15 protein-coding genes are annotated in these 17,103 nt (G+C 54.4%); 5 read left to right on the forward strand and 10 right to left on the reverse strand.

All coding sequences use genetic code 11. The features are described 5' to 3' along the window. Positions 1–161 precede the first annotated feature (161 nt). A complete protein-coding gene (ldtB, locus tag C3708_RS05955; RefSeq protein WP_095281357.1) occupies positions 162–1,082 on the forward strand; it encodes a L,D-transpeptidase in 921 nt (306 codons plus the stop codon). 48 nt (positions 1,083–1,130) lie between these two features. Here the strand turns inward: ldtB and C3708_RS05960 are convergent, their stop codons facing one another. The 9 genes from C3708_RS05960 to mntR form a co-directional block, all read right to left on the reverse strand. Further along, entirely contained in the window at positions 1,131–1,847 is a 717-nt protein-coding gene (locus C3708_RS05960; protein WP_103948755.1) for a GntR family transcriptional regulator, read from the reverse strand. A 15-nt stretch (positions 1,848–1,862) separates the two neighbouring features. Beyond that, positions 1,863–3,185 (reverse strand): PTS sugar transporter subunit IIC, encoded by a 1,323-nt coding sequence (locus C3708_RS05965; RefSeq protein ID WP_103946927.1) that lies wholly within the window; start codon positions 3,183–3,185, stop codon positions 1,863–1,865. A 52-nt stretch (positions 3,186–3,237) separates the two neighbouring features. Further along, on the reverse strand, positions 3,238–4,614 hold the full coding sequence (locus C3708_RS05970; RefSeq protein ID WP_095281354.1) for a glycoside hydrolase family 1 protein: 1,377 nt from the start codon (positions 4,612–4,614) through the stop codon (positions 3,238–3,240). Positions 4,615–4,932: 318 nt separating this feature from the next. Next, complete coding sequence (locus tag C3708_RS05975; RefSeq protein WP_103948756.1) at positions 4,933–5,970, reverse strand: aldo/keto reductase; 1,038 nt, start codon at positions 5,968–5,970, stop codon at positions 4,933–4,935. A 108-nt stretch (positions 5,971–6,078) separates the two neighbouring features. Then, positions 6,079–7,602, reverse strand: coding sequence for an efflux transporter outer membrane subunit (locus C3708_RS05980; RefSeq protein WP_095281352.1), 1,524 nt, complete (start codon positions 7,600–7,602; stop codon positions 6,079–6,081). Next, a complete protein-coding gene (locus C3708_RS05985) occupies positions 7,602–9,173 on the reverse strand; it encodes a DHA2 family efflux MFS transporter permease subunit (RefSeq protein WP_103948757.1) in 1,572 nt (523 codons plus the stop codon). Before C3708_RS05985 ends, C3708_RS05980 begins: the two co-directional genes overlap by 1 nt. Further along, the gene (locus C3708_RS05990) at positions 9,170–10,255 is read right to left on the reverse strand and encodes an HlyD family secretion protein (protein ID WP_103948758.1); all 1,086 of its coding nucleotides are present in this window, start codon (positions 10,253–10,255) and stop codon (positions 9,170–9,172) included. The genes C3708_RS05985 and C3708_RS05990 overlap by 4 nt, the downstream gene beginning before the upstream one ends. A gap of 102 nt (positions 10,256–10,357) precedes the next feature. Beyond that, complete coding sequence (locus tag C3708_RS05995; RefSeq protein ID WP_103946931.1) at positions 10,358–11,467, reverse strand: anion transporter; 1,110 nt, start codon at positions 11,465–11,467, stop codon at positions 10,358–10,360. Then, positions 11,464–11,937, reverse strand: a complete 474-nt coding sequence (mntR, locus tag C3708_RS06000; RefSeq protein ID WP_095281348.1) for a manganese-binding transcriptional regulator MntR — start codon at positions 11,935–11,937, stop codon at positions 11,464–11,466. Before mntR ends, C3708_RS05995 begins: the two co-directional genes overlap by 4 nt. A 183-nt stretch (positions 11,938–12,120) precedes the next feature. Between mntR and mntS the strand changes: the two genes are divergently transcribed. Together mntS and C3708_RS06010 are read left to right on the forward strand one after the other, a co-directional pair. Next, the gene (gene mntS / locus C3708_RS06005) at positions 12,121–12,249 is read left to right on the forward strand and encodes a manganase accumulation protein MntS (RefSeq protein ID WP_095281347.1); all 129 of its coding nucleotides are present in this window, start codon (positions 12,121–12,123) and stop codon (positions 12,247–12,249) included. Positions 12,250–12,529: 280 nt separating this feature from the next. Next, positions 12,530–14,107, forward strand: a complete 1,578-nt coding sequence (locus C3708_RS06010; protein ID WP_095281346.1) for a phosphoethanolamine transferase — start codon at positions 12,530–12,532, stop codon at positions 14,105–14,107. Positions 14,108–14,173: 66 nt separating this feature from the next. Here C3708_RS06010 and ompX read toward each other — a convergent pair whose 3' ends face one another. Further along, a complete protein-coding gene (gene ompX, locus C3708_RS06020; RefSeq protein WP_095281345.1) occupies positions 14,174–14,692 on the reverse strand; it encodes an outer membrane protein OmpX in 519 nt (172 codons plus the stop codon). Between the two features lie 354 nt (positions 14,693–15,046). On the opposite strand from ompX, the gene rhtA reads away from it, so the two are divergent. Both rhtA and dps read left to right on the forward strand, forming a co-directional pair. Continuing rightward, entirely contained in the window at positions 15,047–15,934 is an 888-nt protein-coding gene (rhtA, locus tag C3708_RS06025) for a threonine/homoserine exporter RhtA (protein WP_095281344.1), read from the forward strand. A gap of 303 nt (positions 15,935–16,237) precedes the next feature. Next, on the forward strand, positions 16,238–16,741 hold the full coding sequence (dps, locus tag C3708_RS06030; protein WP_095281343.1) for a DNA starvation/stationary phase protection protein Dps: 504 nt from the start codon (positions 16,238–16,240) through the stop codon (positions 16,739–16,741). Positions 16,742–17,103 lie beyond the last annotated feature (362 nt).

The raw sequence follows: 17,103 nt of genomic DNA on the forward strand, positions 1-17,103 counted from the left end.
CCCGTGTTGCAACGAAGCACTAAACTTTAACAAAATCGAAAAAAATGTGATTTCGTACACATCTGAATTCCATGCGCGAGGGAATGCACATATAATGCGCTCCCATCAATGATTCAGACTCATCAACTAATCGCCAGAGTGGCAAAGATACCTCGCATAACATGAATATGAAATTATCAACGCTTTTTGCGGCGGCGTTAGCCGTAGTAGGTTTTTGCAATACCGCTTCTGCGGTGACTTATCCGCTGCCGACAGACGGTAGCCGTCTGGTGGGTCAAAACCAGGTGGTTATTGTTCCGGAAGGCAACTCACAGCCGCTGGAATATTATGCCGCTGAGTACCAATTGGGCCTGTCCAACATGCTGGAAGCAAACCCCGGCGTTGACCCGTATCTGCCTAAAGCGGGTACGGTGTTGAACATCCCTCAGCAGCTGATTCTGCCGGATACCGTCCATGAAGGTATTGTGATCAACAGTGCCGAAATGCGCCTGTATTACTACCCGAAAGGCACCAATACCGTCATCGTTCTGCCAATCGGTATCGGTCAGTTGGGTAAAGACACCCCGCTGAACTGGACCACCAAAGTAGAGCGTAAGAAAGCGGGCCCAACCTGGACGCCGACTGCCAAAATGCACGCCGAGTACATCGCTGCCGGTGAACCGCTGCCAGCCGTTGTGCCTGCCGGCCCGGACAACCCTATGGGTCTGTACGCGCTGTACATTGGCCGTCTGTATGCTATCCACGGCACCAACGCCAACTTTGGTATTGGTCTTCGCGTGAGCCACGGCTGTGTGCGTCTGCGTAACGACGATATCAAATTCCTGTTCGAGAATGTTCCGGTCGGTACTCGCGTCCAGTTCATCAACGAACCGGTCAAAGCCACCTCCGAGCCGGATGGCAGCCGCTATATCGAAGTGCATAACCCGCTGTCCACCAGCGAAGATCAGATTAACAACAACGAAATCGTACCGATTAACCTGAAAAGCAACATCCAGGCTGTGACCAGCCAGGCGGACGTTGAACCGACGGTTGTTGATCAGGCGGTGCAGAACCGTTCTGGTATGCCGGTACGTTTGAATTGATTTAAGTTGTCGCAAACAAAAAAGCGGGCTCATCAGCCCGCTTTTTTATTACCCATTATTCACGATAACGATGCCGCCGTGATCGTAGCGATAATGGCAATGGGCGTATTCCAGCGGCGTGCCATCCTCAAGATAGATGACCTGTTCCACTTCCAGCACCGGGTCAGTTTGCTCGCAGACCAGATGCTGCATATCCAGCGCATTCGGTTTTAGCGCCCGCACCACGCGATACGATCCCATGATTTTCAGCCCCAGCGTCTCCTGAACGTACTGGAATACCGAGCTTTCAAGATGGGTTTTATTGAGTCCAGGAACCAGATTCAATGGCATAACGGTTGAATCCAGCGACATCGGCTCACCGTTGAGGGAGCGCAGACGGATGAAATCATAGATCGGCGTATCGGCGTTAATCATCAGGGACGACTGCTCTTTCTCGTTCGGGAAGCGCAGCTCGAAATGAACCACTTTGCTGCTCACCGTCCCGAGATGTTCCCAGGTTTTGGTCGCACCGAAGTAGTCGCTGCCGGAGAGGTCCCACTGGGAGAGTTGCAGGAAGTTTTTACGGATAAAGGTCCCCTGCCCCTGGCGCGTATAGACGAGTCCTTCCACTATTAGCTGGCGCATCGCCTGCTGGATGGTCATCCGGCTGGTGCTGAACTCCGCCGCCAGCGCAAACTGGTCTGGCAGCGGTTCATTGGCGGCATACTGCTGGCTGATAATGCGTTTCTTAATTTCCCGCGCGATGGTGATGTACTTCGCCGCCATGCCTTTTCCTTTTGATTAATCCGCTATCACACTGTTTTTCAACGCCACCCTCTCGGCAATCTTGAGGAAAGGCAGGTAGAAGAATACACCAAATACAATGATTGCCAACTGAACCACTACCGCCCGCCAGTCCCCTGCCGTCGCCAGCCAGGCGCTGAGTATCGGCGGCGTGGTCCACGGGATCATCACCACGCAGCGCGACATCAGCCCGAGCGTGGTGCAGAGCCAGGCGAAGTAAATTCCGATCGCCGGAAGCAACACAAACGGGATCATCAGCGGCAGGTTGAAGACAATCGGCAGACCGAAAATCACCGGCTCGTTGATGTTAAACAGCCCCGGCGCCAGCGACAGCCGCGCCACCTGTTTGGCCGATTTCTGGCGCGAGAAGATGAAGATGGCAATCAGCAGCGAAATAGTGCTGCCCGTCCCGCCAATCATCCCGAAGGTCGGGACAAAAATATTGTTGATGATATGCGGGATTGGCTGACCGTTGGCGAAGGCCAGCATGTTCTCATTGGTGTTGATTAACAGGAAAGGTTCCAGAATCACGCTGTTCACCACCGACTGGTGAATACCGAGCGTAAACAGGAAATTCCCGAAGCTGTAGATAAAAATGGTGCCGGGCAGACTGGTGTTAATCAGTCGGAGCGGCTGCTGGATGAAATGAGTGATCAGATGGATCAGATCCGTGTGCAGTACGTTCGCCAGCAGCGCCGCCACAATGGCGAAGAGCGAAAGCGTGATGATGGTTGGGATCAGCGCCGTAAAGGATTTGCTCACTGCAGGCGGGACGTTCTCGCCCAGCGAAATGTGCAGCGCTTTCAGGCGCGAAATCGCAATAAACACTTCCGTTGAGATCAGACCGATCAGCACCCCGGCAAAAATCCCCGTCGAGCCGATGTTACCGAACGTCAGCACCTGGGTGACGTTCACCGCAGTCTGGCTGCCGACGGGCACCAGTTGCAGCTGCATCGGCATCATAATGATAAAACTGCTCACGGCGATAACCACTGCCGAAACCGGGTTGTCGAAATCTTTGTTGCGCGCCAGCGACCAGGCAATCATTGGCGCCAGCAACAGCGCCGCAATGTTCAGCGTGCCGTTGATAATCGCCTCGCCCCACACCTTGAACTGGGTAAGGGTTTCCCCCTCCAGTACCCACGGAAACACCACGTTATTCACCAGTACCGCAAGACCGGCAAGAATGAAGATCGGCATCACCGTGGCGAAGGCATCGCGCAGGGAGCGTAAGTGCACCTGGTTGGCCAGGCGCGCGGAGAACTCAACAAATCTGTCGACAAACGACTGCATCGCAGGTGTAATTTTTGTATCAGACATAGCGGATATTTCCCATCAATCAGTCACAAAAACCGGTCCGGCAGCGTACGACTTACAGCTCGCTTCCGTTGCTATGAATAGCCTGTTTTAACCACGCATAGCTCTTTTTCGGCACGCGTTTCAGGTCCTTGAGATCGTGGTTCTCGCGGTTGACGTACACCACGCCGTAGCGTTTGCGCATGTCGCCCTGGGAGCTGAGAATGTCGATCAAACCCCAGCCGAGATAGCCAATCACCTGCGCACCGTCTTCGAAGATCGCTGCTTTCATCGCCTCGAAATGCTTGCGGTGATAGTCGATGCGGTAATCGTCTTCGATTTGATTCACGCCGTCCCAGGACTCAATGACCCCGATACCGTTTTCAATCGGGAACACCGGCATACGCCAGTCGTTGTAGTAGCGAGTGATGATGGTGCGAAAGCCAAGCGGGTCGATCTGCCAGTTCCATTCGGTGGCTTTCAGGAACGGATTGTTTTTCTCGCCGTGCGTCAGGTAGTAGTTGACCGGCGTGCCTTCCGGGATCGGATCGCTGTCGAGGGTTTTACTCGCGTAGTAGCTGAAGGCCATGAAGTCGTTTTTGGTGCGCGCCAATAGGGCCAAATCTTCCGCGCGATAAATATCGCCGAAGCCTTGCTGCTCAACCACCGCCATCACCGCCGGGCTGTAGCCTTGTCCTGCAAAGACGCGCAGCAGGTTCTGGTTGAGGAACTCGTCGTACTGCTGGGCGCAGAAGATGTCGCGCGGCTTGCAGGTTGCCGGGTAAATCAGCTGATGCGCCAGCATACCGCCCATCATTTGGCCCGGTTTCGCCTGATGCAGATACTCCGTCAGCGCCATGTGCGCCACCATCGTATGGTGCTGAACTTCATAAAGTTCACGCAGAGTTTGCTCGCCTTTCATGTAGCCTGAAACCCGGAACGCTTCCGGCATGTGGAAAATGTTCTGCTCGTTAAAGGTCAGCCAGTACTTCACGCGGTCGCCGTAGCAGTCGATCATCTTTTTGCCGTAGCGCACGAACGCATCCAGCACCCGGCGGTCGTTAAAGCCGTTGTACTCCTGGGCCAGCGCCAGCGGCATGTCGAAGTGATACAGGCAGACCATCGGCTCGATACCGCGCGCGATCAGATCGTCGATGAAACGATCGTAGAACGCGATGCCTTCTTCATTGAATTCGCCGTCACCCTGAGGGCAGACACGGCTCCAGGAGATCTGGAAGCGGTAGCAGTTCATGCCCAGATCCTGCATTAAATCGAAATCTTCTTTGTAGCGATGATAGGAGTCGGTGGCGACTTTCCAGTCGGAGGCATTTTCACCGGCTTCACGGATGTCGTACACCGACATCCCTTTTCCGCCCTCGTTCCACGCCCCCTCGGTCTGCATGCTGGACACCGAGTTACCCCATAAAAAGTTAGCTGGCAGTGATTGCTTCATGGTCTCTCCCTATATGACTAGTCATTTAAATTTCATGACTAGTCATATAGCTAAAGATGAAAAATCAAGCAAAGGGAAGGATCGTTTTTTGTGAGCGGGATAGAAATAAAAAAGCCGGATGGCGCTTCGCTTATCCGGCCTACGGGGGATCAAATTGAGGATGTTTTGTAGGCCGGATAAGCAAAGCGCATCCGACCAAGGGGGATCAAATTGAGGATGTTTTGTAGGCCGGGCAAGCAAAGCGCATCCGACCAAGGGGGATCAAATTGAGGATGTTTTGTAGGCCGGGCAAGCAAAGCGCCGCCCGGCGATGGAGGGTTAACCTTTCAGCTGTTTCTGGCGATATTCGCCCTGACGCTCCAGCATCCAGCCCGGATATTCCCGTGGCAGGGCGCTGACGGCGTCGAGCTGTTGCAGTTCATCCTCGCTTAAGCGAATCGCGGTCGCGGCGATATTATCGTCCAGCTGATCGACGCGTTTAGCGCCAATGATCACGCTGCTCACCACTTTTTGATGTAGCAGCCACGCCAGCGCGATCTGCGCCACCGACACGCCTTTGCTCTCAGCAATGGTGCGCATCACATCGACACAGTCGAACGCGCGATCTTTGTCCACCGGCGGGAAGTCAAACTCCAGCCGACGACCGCCCGCTTCGCTCTGACCGTCACGCCCGTATTTTCCGCTCAGTAAACCGCCGGCCAACGGGCTCCAGACCATCAGCCCGACGCCTTCACTTTGCATCATCGGCACCAGCTCACGTTCCAGATCGCGCCCGGCGATGGTGTAATACGCCTGCAGGGAAGCAAACCGCGCCAGCCCGAGACGCTCGGAAATCCCCAACGCTTTGGTGATTTGCCACGCCGCCCAGTTCGACACGCCGATGTAGCGCACGTGGCCGTGCTGCACCAGATTATCCAGGGCGTAGAGCGTCTCTTCGATCGGGGTTGCCGGGTCGAAACCGTGCAGTTGATAGAGATCGATATGATCGAGCTGCATGCGGCGCAGGCTCTCTTTGACGCTGTTAATGATGTGATAGCGCGAACTGCCGCGCGAATTGACGCCCGCCGTGCCGGTTTCGCCGAAGACTTTGGTAGCGACGACCACATTTTCACGCGGGATCTTAAGATTTTTCAGCGCCTGGCCGGTGATCTCCTCCGAGCGCCCTTCCGAATAAACGTTGGCGGTGTCGATAAAGTTAATTCCGGCATCCAACGCGCGACCAACCAGCTTTTCCGCATCGCTCTGCTGAAGCTGACCAATTTTCCCCCACATGCCGCCTTCACCGCCAAAGGTCATGGTGCCGAGGCACAGTTCAGAAACAAACAGACCGGTATTGCCCAGTTTTTGATAACGCATATGACGTTCCTCACAATGTTCGTTTGATGGGTGCCGGATAGTTATACTCCGCCCCTGCAAAACGCGAATGTGGCGTTTCTGTCTGTTTCTTGCCCAATCCTCTGAACGTTATCCGCGCGGGGCGTCGCCAAACACCGAATAATCCGGCAAATTCACCTGCTGATACGGCTCCCAGCCCCCGCCGAGCGCCTTGTAGAGCGCCACCAGATCGAGTGCACTTTGCACCTGGGCCTGCGCGCGCTGCTGCTGCGCCTGAGCCAGCTGGCGCTGGGCATCCAGCACATCGATAAAGCTGGCGATACCCTGGCGATAGCTGTCGCTCGCCAGATCAAAGGCGTTTTGCAGCGCATCGATGGTTTTGCCTAAACCGGCCTCACGCTGCTGATCCGTGCGATAGCTGACCAGCGCGTTTTCCACATCCCCCAGCGCGGTGAGTACCGTCTGACGATAGTCCAGCACCGCAGCGCCCTGCTGCGCACGCGCCACTTTGACGCTGGAGACCAGCCGTCCGCCCTGGAAAATCGGAATCGAAACCTGCGGTCCGACGCTGTAAAAATGGCTGCTCCAGTCCGTGAGCCAGTTGGTTTCACTGTTGCGCAGACCAAACTGCCCGGAGAGCGATACGCTAGGGAACAGCTCGGCGACGGACACACCAATTTGTGCCGTTGCCGCGTGAAGATTAGCCTCCGCCTCGCGCACATCCGGGCGACGGCGGGCGAGGGTTGACGGGATGCCCGTCGGCACAATCTCTGGCAACGCCGGGAGTGGCTGAACAGAACGCAGCTCGCTGTCGAGCGCACCCGGCGGTTTGCCAAGCAAAATAGCCAGCCCGTTCATCGCCTGACGCTCCTGGGCCTGATATTGCGGGAGCTGAGCTTCCAGATTGCCCAATTGTGCGCGGGCGTTTTCCACGTCCATCTGCGGCGACAGCCCACCGCGCTGGCGGCTCTCAGTGAGATCGAGAGTTTGCTGCGCGCTCTCAATTTGCGTATTGAGCGTCGCCATCACGCTTTGCGCGCCGCGCAGTTGCAGCCAGGCGCGCGCCACTTCCGCTTCCAGGGACACCAGCGCGTCGTTACGCTGCTCAATGGCCGCCCGCTGCTGCGCCTCTGCGCCTTCCACCTGACGTCGCACTTTGCCCCACAGGTCGAGCTCCCACTGAGCGTCAAAGCTGCCCTGATAGAGGTTCACCGGCTGGGTGAGCGGACCCAGCGCGCCTTTCAAATCGGGGTCGACGTTATCTATCTGATCGTAAACTCCGTGCGATTTCAGCTCTCCTTCCAGACCCAACTGCTGGCGGGTAGCCTGTAAGTTGCCGTTCACGGAAGGATAAAACGCCCCGCCCGCCTGGTTAATCTGCTCGCGGGCTCCAGCGATGCGCAGAACCGTTTGTTGCAGCGAGAGGTTTCCAGCAATCGCCCGTTCAATCAGGCTGTCGAGCTGCGCGGAGCCAAAGGTTTTCCACCAGCGCGGATTCACCGCCGTGCTCTCGGCTTTCGATTTCACTCCCGTATCGCCCGGATCGTTCCACTTCGCGGGCGTAGTCGGCGCGGGCGGCTGATAGTCCGGCCCCACGGCGCATCCGGCTAACAACAACACTAAAAACAGGGGGGACAAACGTGTGTAGATCATCAATGTGCTCCTGCACTGCCTTCGCTTTTCACCGGCGAGAGCAACAAACAAAACGGGATAAGCAGTAACGCAACCGCGCTCAGGATCGTGAAAACGTCCACGTAGGCCAGAAAACGCGACTGTTCAATCATGGTCTGGTACATGCGCCCGGTGGCAATATCCAGCGGATTGCCGACCTGAGTCGTGAAGTTCTGGATTGCCTGCGCCGACTCCCGCAGCGCCAGCTGGAATTGCTCGTTAAAGGGCGAGGCGTGATAGGCCAGATGCGCGCTATGCGTCTGGGCGCGCTCGGTGATGGCGGCGGTCGAGAGAGAAATCCCGATCGATCCCGCGACGTTACGGAACATGGTAAACAGCGCGGCGGCGTCGCCGTTGAGCTGCCTCGGTATCGAAATAAAAGCGATGGTGGTGAGCGGAACAAACAGGAACCCCAGCCCGAAAGACTGGGCGCTACGAAAGAGCACCAGTGTTTCGAAATCAATATCCGGCGTCAGGGTTCGCGACCAGAAGAACGATACCGCCAGACAGGCGAAACCAAAGGCGATGATCCAGCGCGTTTGCACGATGGGCATCAGTTTCAGCACCAGCGGGATGGTCAGGACAATCAGCACCGCGCCGGGCGAGAGCACCATCCCGGACCAGGTGGCGGTGTAGCCCAAATCCTGCTGCGCCAGCTGCGGGATCACCACCGAACTGCCGTACAAAATCATCGCCATGCCGCCCATCAGCAAACAAGCTACGGCAAAGTTTTTGTCCTTCATGCAGCGCAAATCCACCACCGGTTTTTTGGCGTAAAGGAGCCAGTAAATCGCGCCGATGATGCCAATAAGTGTCAGTACCGCGAAGGTACGGATAAAGTTCGAGTAGAACCAGTCATCGTCTTCGCCGCGATCGAGCATCACCTGCAGACAGCCAAGCCCGAGGGCGATCAGGCCAATCCCCGTCCAGTCGATAGACAGTTTCTCTTCGGATTTACGCTCCCACGGCGGATCTTCCAGTAACTGGTAAATCGCCAGCACCGTCATGATCCCGACCGGTATATTGATAAAAAAGACCCAGCGCCAGGAGTAGTTATCGGTGATCCAGCCACCGAGCGTTGGCCCCAGCACCGGAGCGACGATGATCGCAATCGACGACAGGCCAAAGGCTTTGCCGCGATCCTCGGGTTTGAAGTAGTCGAGCAGTACCGACTGCTGCGTCGGCTGAAGGCCACCGCCAAAAAAGCCCTGCATGATGCGAAACAGAATGATTTGCCACAGTTCCGTGGCAATGCCGCACAGGAAGGAGCAGATAGTGAACATCACAATGCAGATCAGGAAGAATTGCTTGCGGCCAAACACCCGGCTGAGAAACGCCGAGATGGGCAGCACAATCCCGTTGGCGACCAGATAGCTGGTGAGCACCCAGGTCGATTCATCGTAGCTGGCTGAGAGCGAACCGGCCACGTGCGGGAGCGCCACGTTGACAATAGTGGTGTCGAGGATCTCCATAAACACCGCGAAGGTGACAACAATCGCCACCGCCCACGGATTACTGGCGGGCCGCCAGTTTTCGTGGCTGTGATCCGTCATTCCAGGGTGACCTTCGGCTCAACGGAGAGGCCCAGTGGCAGAGGCATGTTCGGGTCCAGTCCTTTGTCGATGAGGATTTTGACCGGAACGCGTTGCACGATTTTGACAAAGTTGCCGGTGGCGTTTTCTGCCGGGAAGGCTGAGAAGCGCGCGCCGCTCCCCTGCTGGATACTGTCGATGTGACCTTCGAGTTCCATGTCCGGCCAGGCATCGACGGTGATCGCCACTTTGTTACCGGGGCGCATGCGTTCAAGCTGCGACTCTTTGAAGTTAGCCACCACCCAGATGTCCGGCGAGACCAGTGAAAAGAGCGCCGTGCCGGCCTGCACCAGGGTGCCCGTCTGAACGTTACGCTTAGTGACAAACCCATCGAACGGGGCGCGTACTTCGGTGTACGAGAGATTCAGGTTGGCGGTTTCGAGCTGGGCTTTTGCCTGATCGACTTGACGTTCACGCGCTTCGACGTTGGTCTCCTGCTGGCGGATCTGGAGTTGAACCTGCTCAGCAACTTCCAACTGAGCCTGCGCACTGGCAAGGCCAGCCTGCGCGCTACGCAGTTGGGCATTCGCGGAATCAATGCTTTGTTGGGTGGTCGCGCGCGGGTCGACACCGCGCTGGCGGCGATACTCGGCCTGCGCATTCGCCATATCTGCCTGCGCTTTCAGGACCTGAGCTTTCGCTTCGTCGCGCTGAGCAGGATATTGCACTTTCGACAGCGCCAGCTGCGCCTGCGCCTGATGAAGCTGCGCCACGGCCAGGCCCAACTGCGCCTGCGCCTGGTCGCGTTGAGCGGTGGTATCACGCGGATCGATAACCACCAGCAGATCGCCCTTCTTCACCCGCTGGTTGTCGCGCACGCGCAAATCTGTGACATAGCCCGCCGCTTTCGGGGCAATGGTCACCACGTCCGCATCGGTGAAGGCGTCATCGGTAGTCTCTTCATTACGGGTGAGAAACCACCACACCAGCGCCGCGACGACCATGACGACCACGACGATCCCAAGGATAATGAGCGGTTTTTTCCCAGGACCTTTGCGCTCTGGTTTTTCGTTTTGTTCTGAGGTTTCGTTTGTGTCTGCCATATGCCAACAACGTTCCTGTCAGTGAACGGCATCACATTTATGCCGTTCACTAAAGTTAGGACGTTGCTATACATTTGCCAGGAAAAGCTGACAATTAGCGCACTATATGAGAAGGAATAATCCGAAACCTACCGCAGCCGCCCAGACCAGCATTGGCAGGGACCAGAGATGGAATCGCCACCAGATCCGGCGGTTGTTTGCCATGCGCAGGGCGATCAGATTAGCGAGCGATCCCGGCAGTAAGCCGAATCCGCCTACGTTCACAGCCCAGGCCAGCAGCGCCGTCGGCGGGACGTAGTTGATCAGCAGAATGGTCGATGGGACATTGCTGATAAATTGCGACAGACCGATGGCTGTCAGCCACAGGCCGAGCGGTGACAATCCGCTGACGCTGTGCAGAGAACTCTGTAGCACAGGCAGTTGAATCAACAGATGTACATCGATAAACATCGCCATAAACACCAGTAGCAGCGTCCAGTCGACGCTGATCAGCACCCGGCGTGCCAGCAATAAAAAGCCACCTGCAACCAGCAACGCGCCCCACAGCGCCAGCTTCAGTTCGAGCGCCGTCAGGAAAACGAGATACAGGACCAGGCAGCCCCAGACCAGACGCGGATTCCACCCAGTAGCCTGCGTGCCGCTGTGGTAGTTGAGCGCTTTATTCGGAAATGCGAACCAACAGACCACCAGCAGGGAGAGCATCATGACCAGGGCCAGAGGTGCCATCTGCCAGGTGAACGCCGCAAATGACAGACCTGACCGTCCCCAGAGGAGAATATTTTGCGGATTGCCGATCGGCGTCAACAGCGATCCGGCGTTAACCGCCAGCGCCTCAAAGATAATCAGCCGGTTAACCGGAATTTCGCACAGCTTGCGTAACGTCAACGTCAGCGGCACGACGATAAACAGCGCCACGTCGTTGGTCAGAAAGGTTGAAAGCAGCGCAGCGGCCAGCACCATAAACAGCGACAGTTTTCGCTCAGTGGCAAAGCGGCGCACCATTTTGCGCCCGATAACGTCGAAATAACCGCTCTGTTCCACCCCTTTGGTGAGCATCATTAACCCGCTCAGGGTAATGATGGTGTGCCAGTCGATGGCTGCCGGCCAGGCTTTTGGCGCGAAGGGAACGAAGAAACTTAGTCCAGCGCCGATCAATAACAGAAGGTGGAAAAAGCGATCGCGGGCGAGCGCCCGCAGCCCCGGAATATTCATTCAGCTGGCGATCCAAACTTGAGGGTAAATTCGCGGAATTTCTCCAGCGTCTCTTCGCTAACGTGGTGTTCAATGCCTTCCGAATCGCGGCGGGCGATATCTTCACTCACGCCCAATACCAGCAAAAAGTTTTCGACTATCTGATGACGTTCGCGGCTCTCCTGCGCCAGTTTTTCGCCTTCTGGCGTCAGGAACACGCCGCGCCACGGGATCATTTCAATCAGTCCGACCGAGGCCAGGCGTTTTAACATTTTGGCGACAGTGGGCTGTGAAACCCCCAGACGTGCGGCCATATCTACCTGACGCGCTTCCCCGACCTCACGAAACAGATCGGAAATCAGCTCAACGTAGTCATCAATCAGCTCGCGACGGTGCGCCTCACGCACCTGACGAAACCCTTCAACATGCTCTTCAACATTCACCAGTTGCGTCTTTTTTTTTGTAGTTGGCTTACCTGCGCGACGGTTCATTGCACTTCCTCAGTGGGTTGACGCCCCTGGCGTCCTGTAACGAGAGCGCACAGTGTAAACCATCCCTCTACAAGCACAAAAAATTAACGAATTAGCCATAGCTATACAATATAGCCTGTGCTATATCTGTATGTAATGCAGTCACCCTTCACGGATCGAAGGGATCCGAAATCAGGAGGTCACATGAACGAATTCAAGAGGTGTATAAAAGTGTTTAGCCACTCTCCCTTTAAAGTACGGTTAATGCTGTTGAACATGCTGTGCGACATTTTTAACGGCAAACCACAGCAGAACGACAAACCAACCCACTAAGCGGCGTCGCGGTACGCCGCTTTCATTTTTCCGTCATCATTTCCCTGTACACTGGCCTTCAGGCCCCCAATTCCCGATCTTTTTTACGGATTTGTAATCCCTCTCGCAAAACATCTTCTTAGCAACTGTTGACCTAATTGCCGACTGGCTCTATCTTCTTGCAGCCCTGCACCAATTGCGGCTCGCTGAAGCGGACCCTTATTCCCTCTCCACGCACTGTCAGGCAGGCTTTGACCCTCGACGCCAGGGTGAGCACATGGCGTTTTCATGATAGTGACCTATGAATTTAACCCTGAAAGACACATTTATTACCCGCAGCCGGGCCTTAAGCCCGTGGACCGGATTCTACTTTCTACAATCACTGCTGATTAACTTTGCGCTGGGCTATCCTTTTAGCCTGCTGTACGCCGTGGCATTCACCTGCCTGCTGCATCTAATGTGGCGTAGTTCACCGCGCGCGCAAAAAGTGGTGGTGGGGATCTGCTCTGTGGTTGCTGCGATGTATTACCCGTTTGGTCAGGCTTACGGCGCGCCTAACTTCAACACCTTGCTGGCGCTGCACTCCACCAATATGGAAGAGTCGACGGAAATTCTGACCATCTTCCCGTGGTACAGCTACATCATTGGCCTGTTTATTTTTGCGCTCGGCGTCATTGCCGTGCGTCGTGCGCCACAAGAGAAAAAGCCGTGGAGCGTGACTGAAAATCTGTGCCTGATTTTCAGCGTCGTCGCCTTCTTTGTTGCGCCGGTGCAAAACCTGGCGTGGGGTGGCGTATTCAAGCTGAAAGACACCGGTTATCCAGTTTTCCGCTTCGTCAAAGATGTCGTGGTCAACAATAAAGAAGTGCTTGATGAGCAGACGCGCATGGCTGAGCTTTCGAATATGAAAGACACCTGGAACGTGCTCGCGGTAAAACCGAAATATCACACCTACGTAGTCGTGATTGGCGAGAGCGCGCGCCGCGATGCGCTGGGCGCATTTGGCGGCCACTGGAACAACACGCCGTTCGCCAGTTCAGTCAACGGTACGCTGTTTACAGATTACGTGGCGGCAAGCGGATCAACGCAAAAATCGCTCGGTCTGACGTTAAGCCGCGTGATGGATGGTAAACCGCAGTATCAGGATAACTTCGTCACTCTGGCGAACCGCGCTGGTTTTCAGACCTGGTGGTTCTCCAATCAGGGACAAATTGGTGAGTACGACACCGCCATTGCCAGTATTGCCAAGCGTGCGGATGAAGCACAATTCCTGAAAAATGGGGATTTTGAAGCGGATAAAAATACCAAAGACGAAGCCTTGCTCAAGATGACGTCGCAGGTATTTGCCAGCCAGCGCACTCAACCGCAGCTGATTGTTTTGCACCTGATGGGCTCACATCCACAGGCCTGCGATCGTACTCAGGGGAAATACGCGGAGTTCGTGCAGTCGAAAGAGACCTCTTGCTATCTCTATACCATGACGCAAACCGACGACTTGCTGAAAAAACTGTATACCCAGTTGCAAAACACCGGTGACAGTTTCTCGATGGTTTATTTCTCAGATCACGGGCTGGCGTTCAAAGAACGCGGGAAAGAGGTGCAGTACCTGGCGCATGATGATAAGTTCCAGCAAAACTTCCAGGTGCCGTTTATGGTGCTGTCCAGCGATGACAAAACCCATCGCATCATTAAGGCGCGTCGTTCGGCGAACGATTTCCTGAGCTTCTTCTCGCAGTGGACGGGGATTTCAGCGAAAGAGATTGCGAACAGTTACCCGTTCATTTCTAACAAGAAAGCACCGCCGGTTTACATTACCAACTTCAAGTTACAGAAGGTGGAATATACCCATCTGGGGACGGACATTTTCACTACAAAATAGCTGCCTGATGCAGAATAAAAAAAATCCGCCACAGTGGGCGGATTTTTTATTGGCTCACCGGAGTGATTAGAAGCGGTAACCCACGCCTGCGATCCAGGTGCCAACGTCAACGTTGCGGATGCGGCTCTGCTCATAGGAGAAGTCCAGAGCAACGTTTTCGATTGGGTTGAACTGCATACCTGCGCCGTAGGAGAAACCGTAGTCGCTGGTAGATGCAGTGCGGTTCAGACTCTGGTTTTCAGTCTGCTGGAATTTACCGTAGCCAACACCTACAACACCGTAGATGCTTGCCCAGTCGTTCAGGCGGTAAGCAGGACCAGCGGTCACACCGTAGTACTGAGCTTTGTTGTAAGCGCCATCTTCAGAACGATCTTTCTCGGTGTAAGTGAAAGAACCGATCACGCCCAGCGGGTTGTTGTCCTGCTCGTAGCGGTACTTCAGGTTGAAACCGTTAGCTTTGTTCACTACGCCCTGCATATCGCTCTGAGCGTAACCACCAGTAACAGTGGAAGTAGCAGCTACAGCGGTACCTGCGGAAACAGCCAGAACAGCGGCCAGTGCTGAAAGACATGCAATTTTTTTCATAACCACCTCAAATGTGCTTCAAGTAAATCCGTAAGTTTTAAATATATCAAAAAATCTTGTGAAACTCTTTGTGATTCATGATGTCTAACCAAGCCTTTGATGTAACAAAAAATTACAACGCACAGCTATCTCATTCAAAAAACACTAAATTTTCACATTAATACGCTGATTCTGCGCGTCAACCGCGCTACATTCATCCAGATTAATCCTAATCTGTTAGCTGATTAATCCATCAATGTTTACGTATTCTACGGATTTTCTGGTTTTTATTTTCAACAAAGCCTAAACCGTCACCCCTTATTTCAATTACACTGCGCCTTTTACTCCCTTTGACAAAAATTGACAGGAGAAAGGATGCCGGGGTTGTCTCGCAAGGCGCCAGTCTGGTTGCCCATCGTTGTAATACTCATCGCTATGCTGTCCATTCAGAGTGGCGCATCACTGGCAAAATCCCTTTTCCCGCTGGTCGGTGCGCCGGGCGTCACCGCGCTGCGTATCGCACTGGGCACCCTGATTCTGGTCGTCATCTTTAAGCCGTGGCGGCTGAGATTTAAAAAAGAGCAACGTCTGCCGCTGCTGTTCTACGGCCTCTCTTTGGGGGGAATGAACTATCTCTTCTACCTGTCGATTCAGACCGTTCCGCTGGGGATTGCGGTGGCGCTTGAATTTACCGGTCCGCTGGCCGTAGCGCTCTTTTCTTCCCGTCGCCCCGTAGACTTTGTCTGGGTCGCGCTGGCGGTATTGGGATTATGGTTCCTGCTGCCGCTTGGACAGAATATCTCTCATGTCGACTTAACCGGCGCGGCGCTGGCGCTGGGCGCGGGAGCCTGCTGGGCGGTGTATATCCTGACCGGACAACGAGCAGGTGAAGAGCATGGGCCGGCCACCGTCGCGCTCGGGTCACTCATCGCGGCGATTATCTTTGTACCTATCGGTATGGTGCAGGCGACAGAATCGATCTGGCAGTGGTCCATTTTACCGATCGGTCTGGCGGTGGCCGTCCTGTCGACAGCACTGCCCTACTCGCTGGAAATGATCGCCCTGACGCGTCTGCCGACCCGCATTTTTGGCACCCTGATGAGTATGGAGCCCGCGCTTGCAGCGATGTCGGGGATGGTTTTCCTTGGCGAAAGCCTGACGTTCACCCAGACGCTGGCGCTGTGTTCAATTATTGCCGCGTCGATGGGATCGACCCTCACAATGCGGCCTGAAACTAAAATCAAAAAAATCGACGTCAATTAATGCTCTTTATTCTGCATGGTCTATTCGGCCATGCAGAATAGAGGCCAACTTCTTCTTTTTGTTAATTCATTACATACTTTGTCATCAATCTGAAATATCACCCGACGCTCATAACGAGTTGAAGTAATTAAGACTCATCCGCAACGAATAAAATAATTTACAGCAATAACAGTAAGTTGTTTAACTCACATCTTTCTCGCTATTAAACCAATAGGCACAGCCAACCCTGCAGACTAAAAAAGCGGTGCTATACTTATTTCCGGTAATTACCTGGAACATAAAACATCAAGAGGATATGAGATTATGAGTACCGCTAAACTGGTTAAAACGAAGGCGTCTAATCTGCTTTATACCCGTAACGATGTCTCGGACAGCGATAAGAAAGCAACGATTGAGCTGCTGAATCGCCAGGTGATCCAGTTCATTGACCTGTCATTGATCACTAAACAGGCCCACTGGAATATGCGCGGCGCAAACTTTATTGCCGTTCATGAAATGCTGGATGGATTCCGAACTGCGTTAGTGACACACCTGGACACCATGGCAGAACGTGCCGTGCAGCTGGGCGGCGTTGCACTGGGTACCACGCAGGTGATTAACAGTAAAACTCCGCTGAAAAGCTACCCGCTGGACATTCACACCGTACAGGATCACCTGAAAGAACTGGCGGATCGTTATGCGGTTGTCGCCAACGACGTGCGTAAGGCAATCGGCGAAACCAAAGACGAAGACACCGCAGATATCTTAACAGCGGCCTCCCGCGACCTTGACCAATTCCTGTGGTTTATCGAATCTAACATCGAATAACCCATACGAATTACCAATCAAACCCTCGCCTCCCGGTGGGGGTTTTGCACGTTTATGGTGCACACTTTTGCGTGGTCTTTCTGCAAAAGTAAATTAGTTGTAATAATCACCTCACAAAATCGTTAACGAAAGATTGTTTTATCGCCGTTATTTGCGCTTAATAGCCACCCATCGGCCGAGCGGGTCAGGCTGCACCAAAGTTGCGCTCCATTATGGTGCAATTATCGCTGTCTGCACCGTTCCTTATGCAATGCATGACATCATCCTCTTTGCAAAACAATGAGTTGTAAAGTTGGCACGATTTTTTCATGTAGCCGTTTGTTCTCGCAGGGGATCGCCCCGTGGATATAAAAGGAAATGCT

The sequence above is a fragment of the Lelliottia sp. 7254-16 genome, from assembly GCF_002922995.1.
GTDB classification, from domain to species: domain Bacteria; phylum Pseudomonadota; class Gammaproteobacteria; order Enterobacterales; family Enterobacteriaceae; genus Enterobacter; species Enterobacter jeotgali.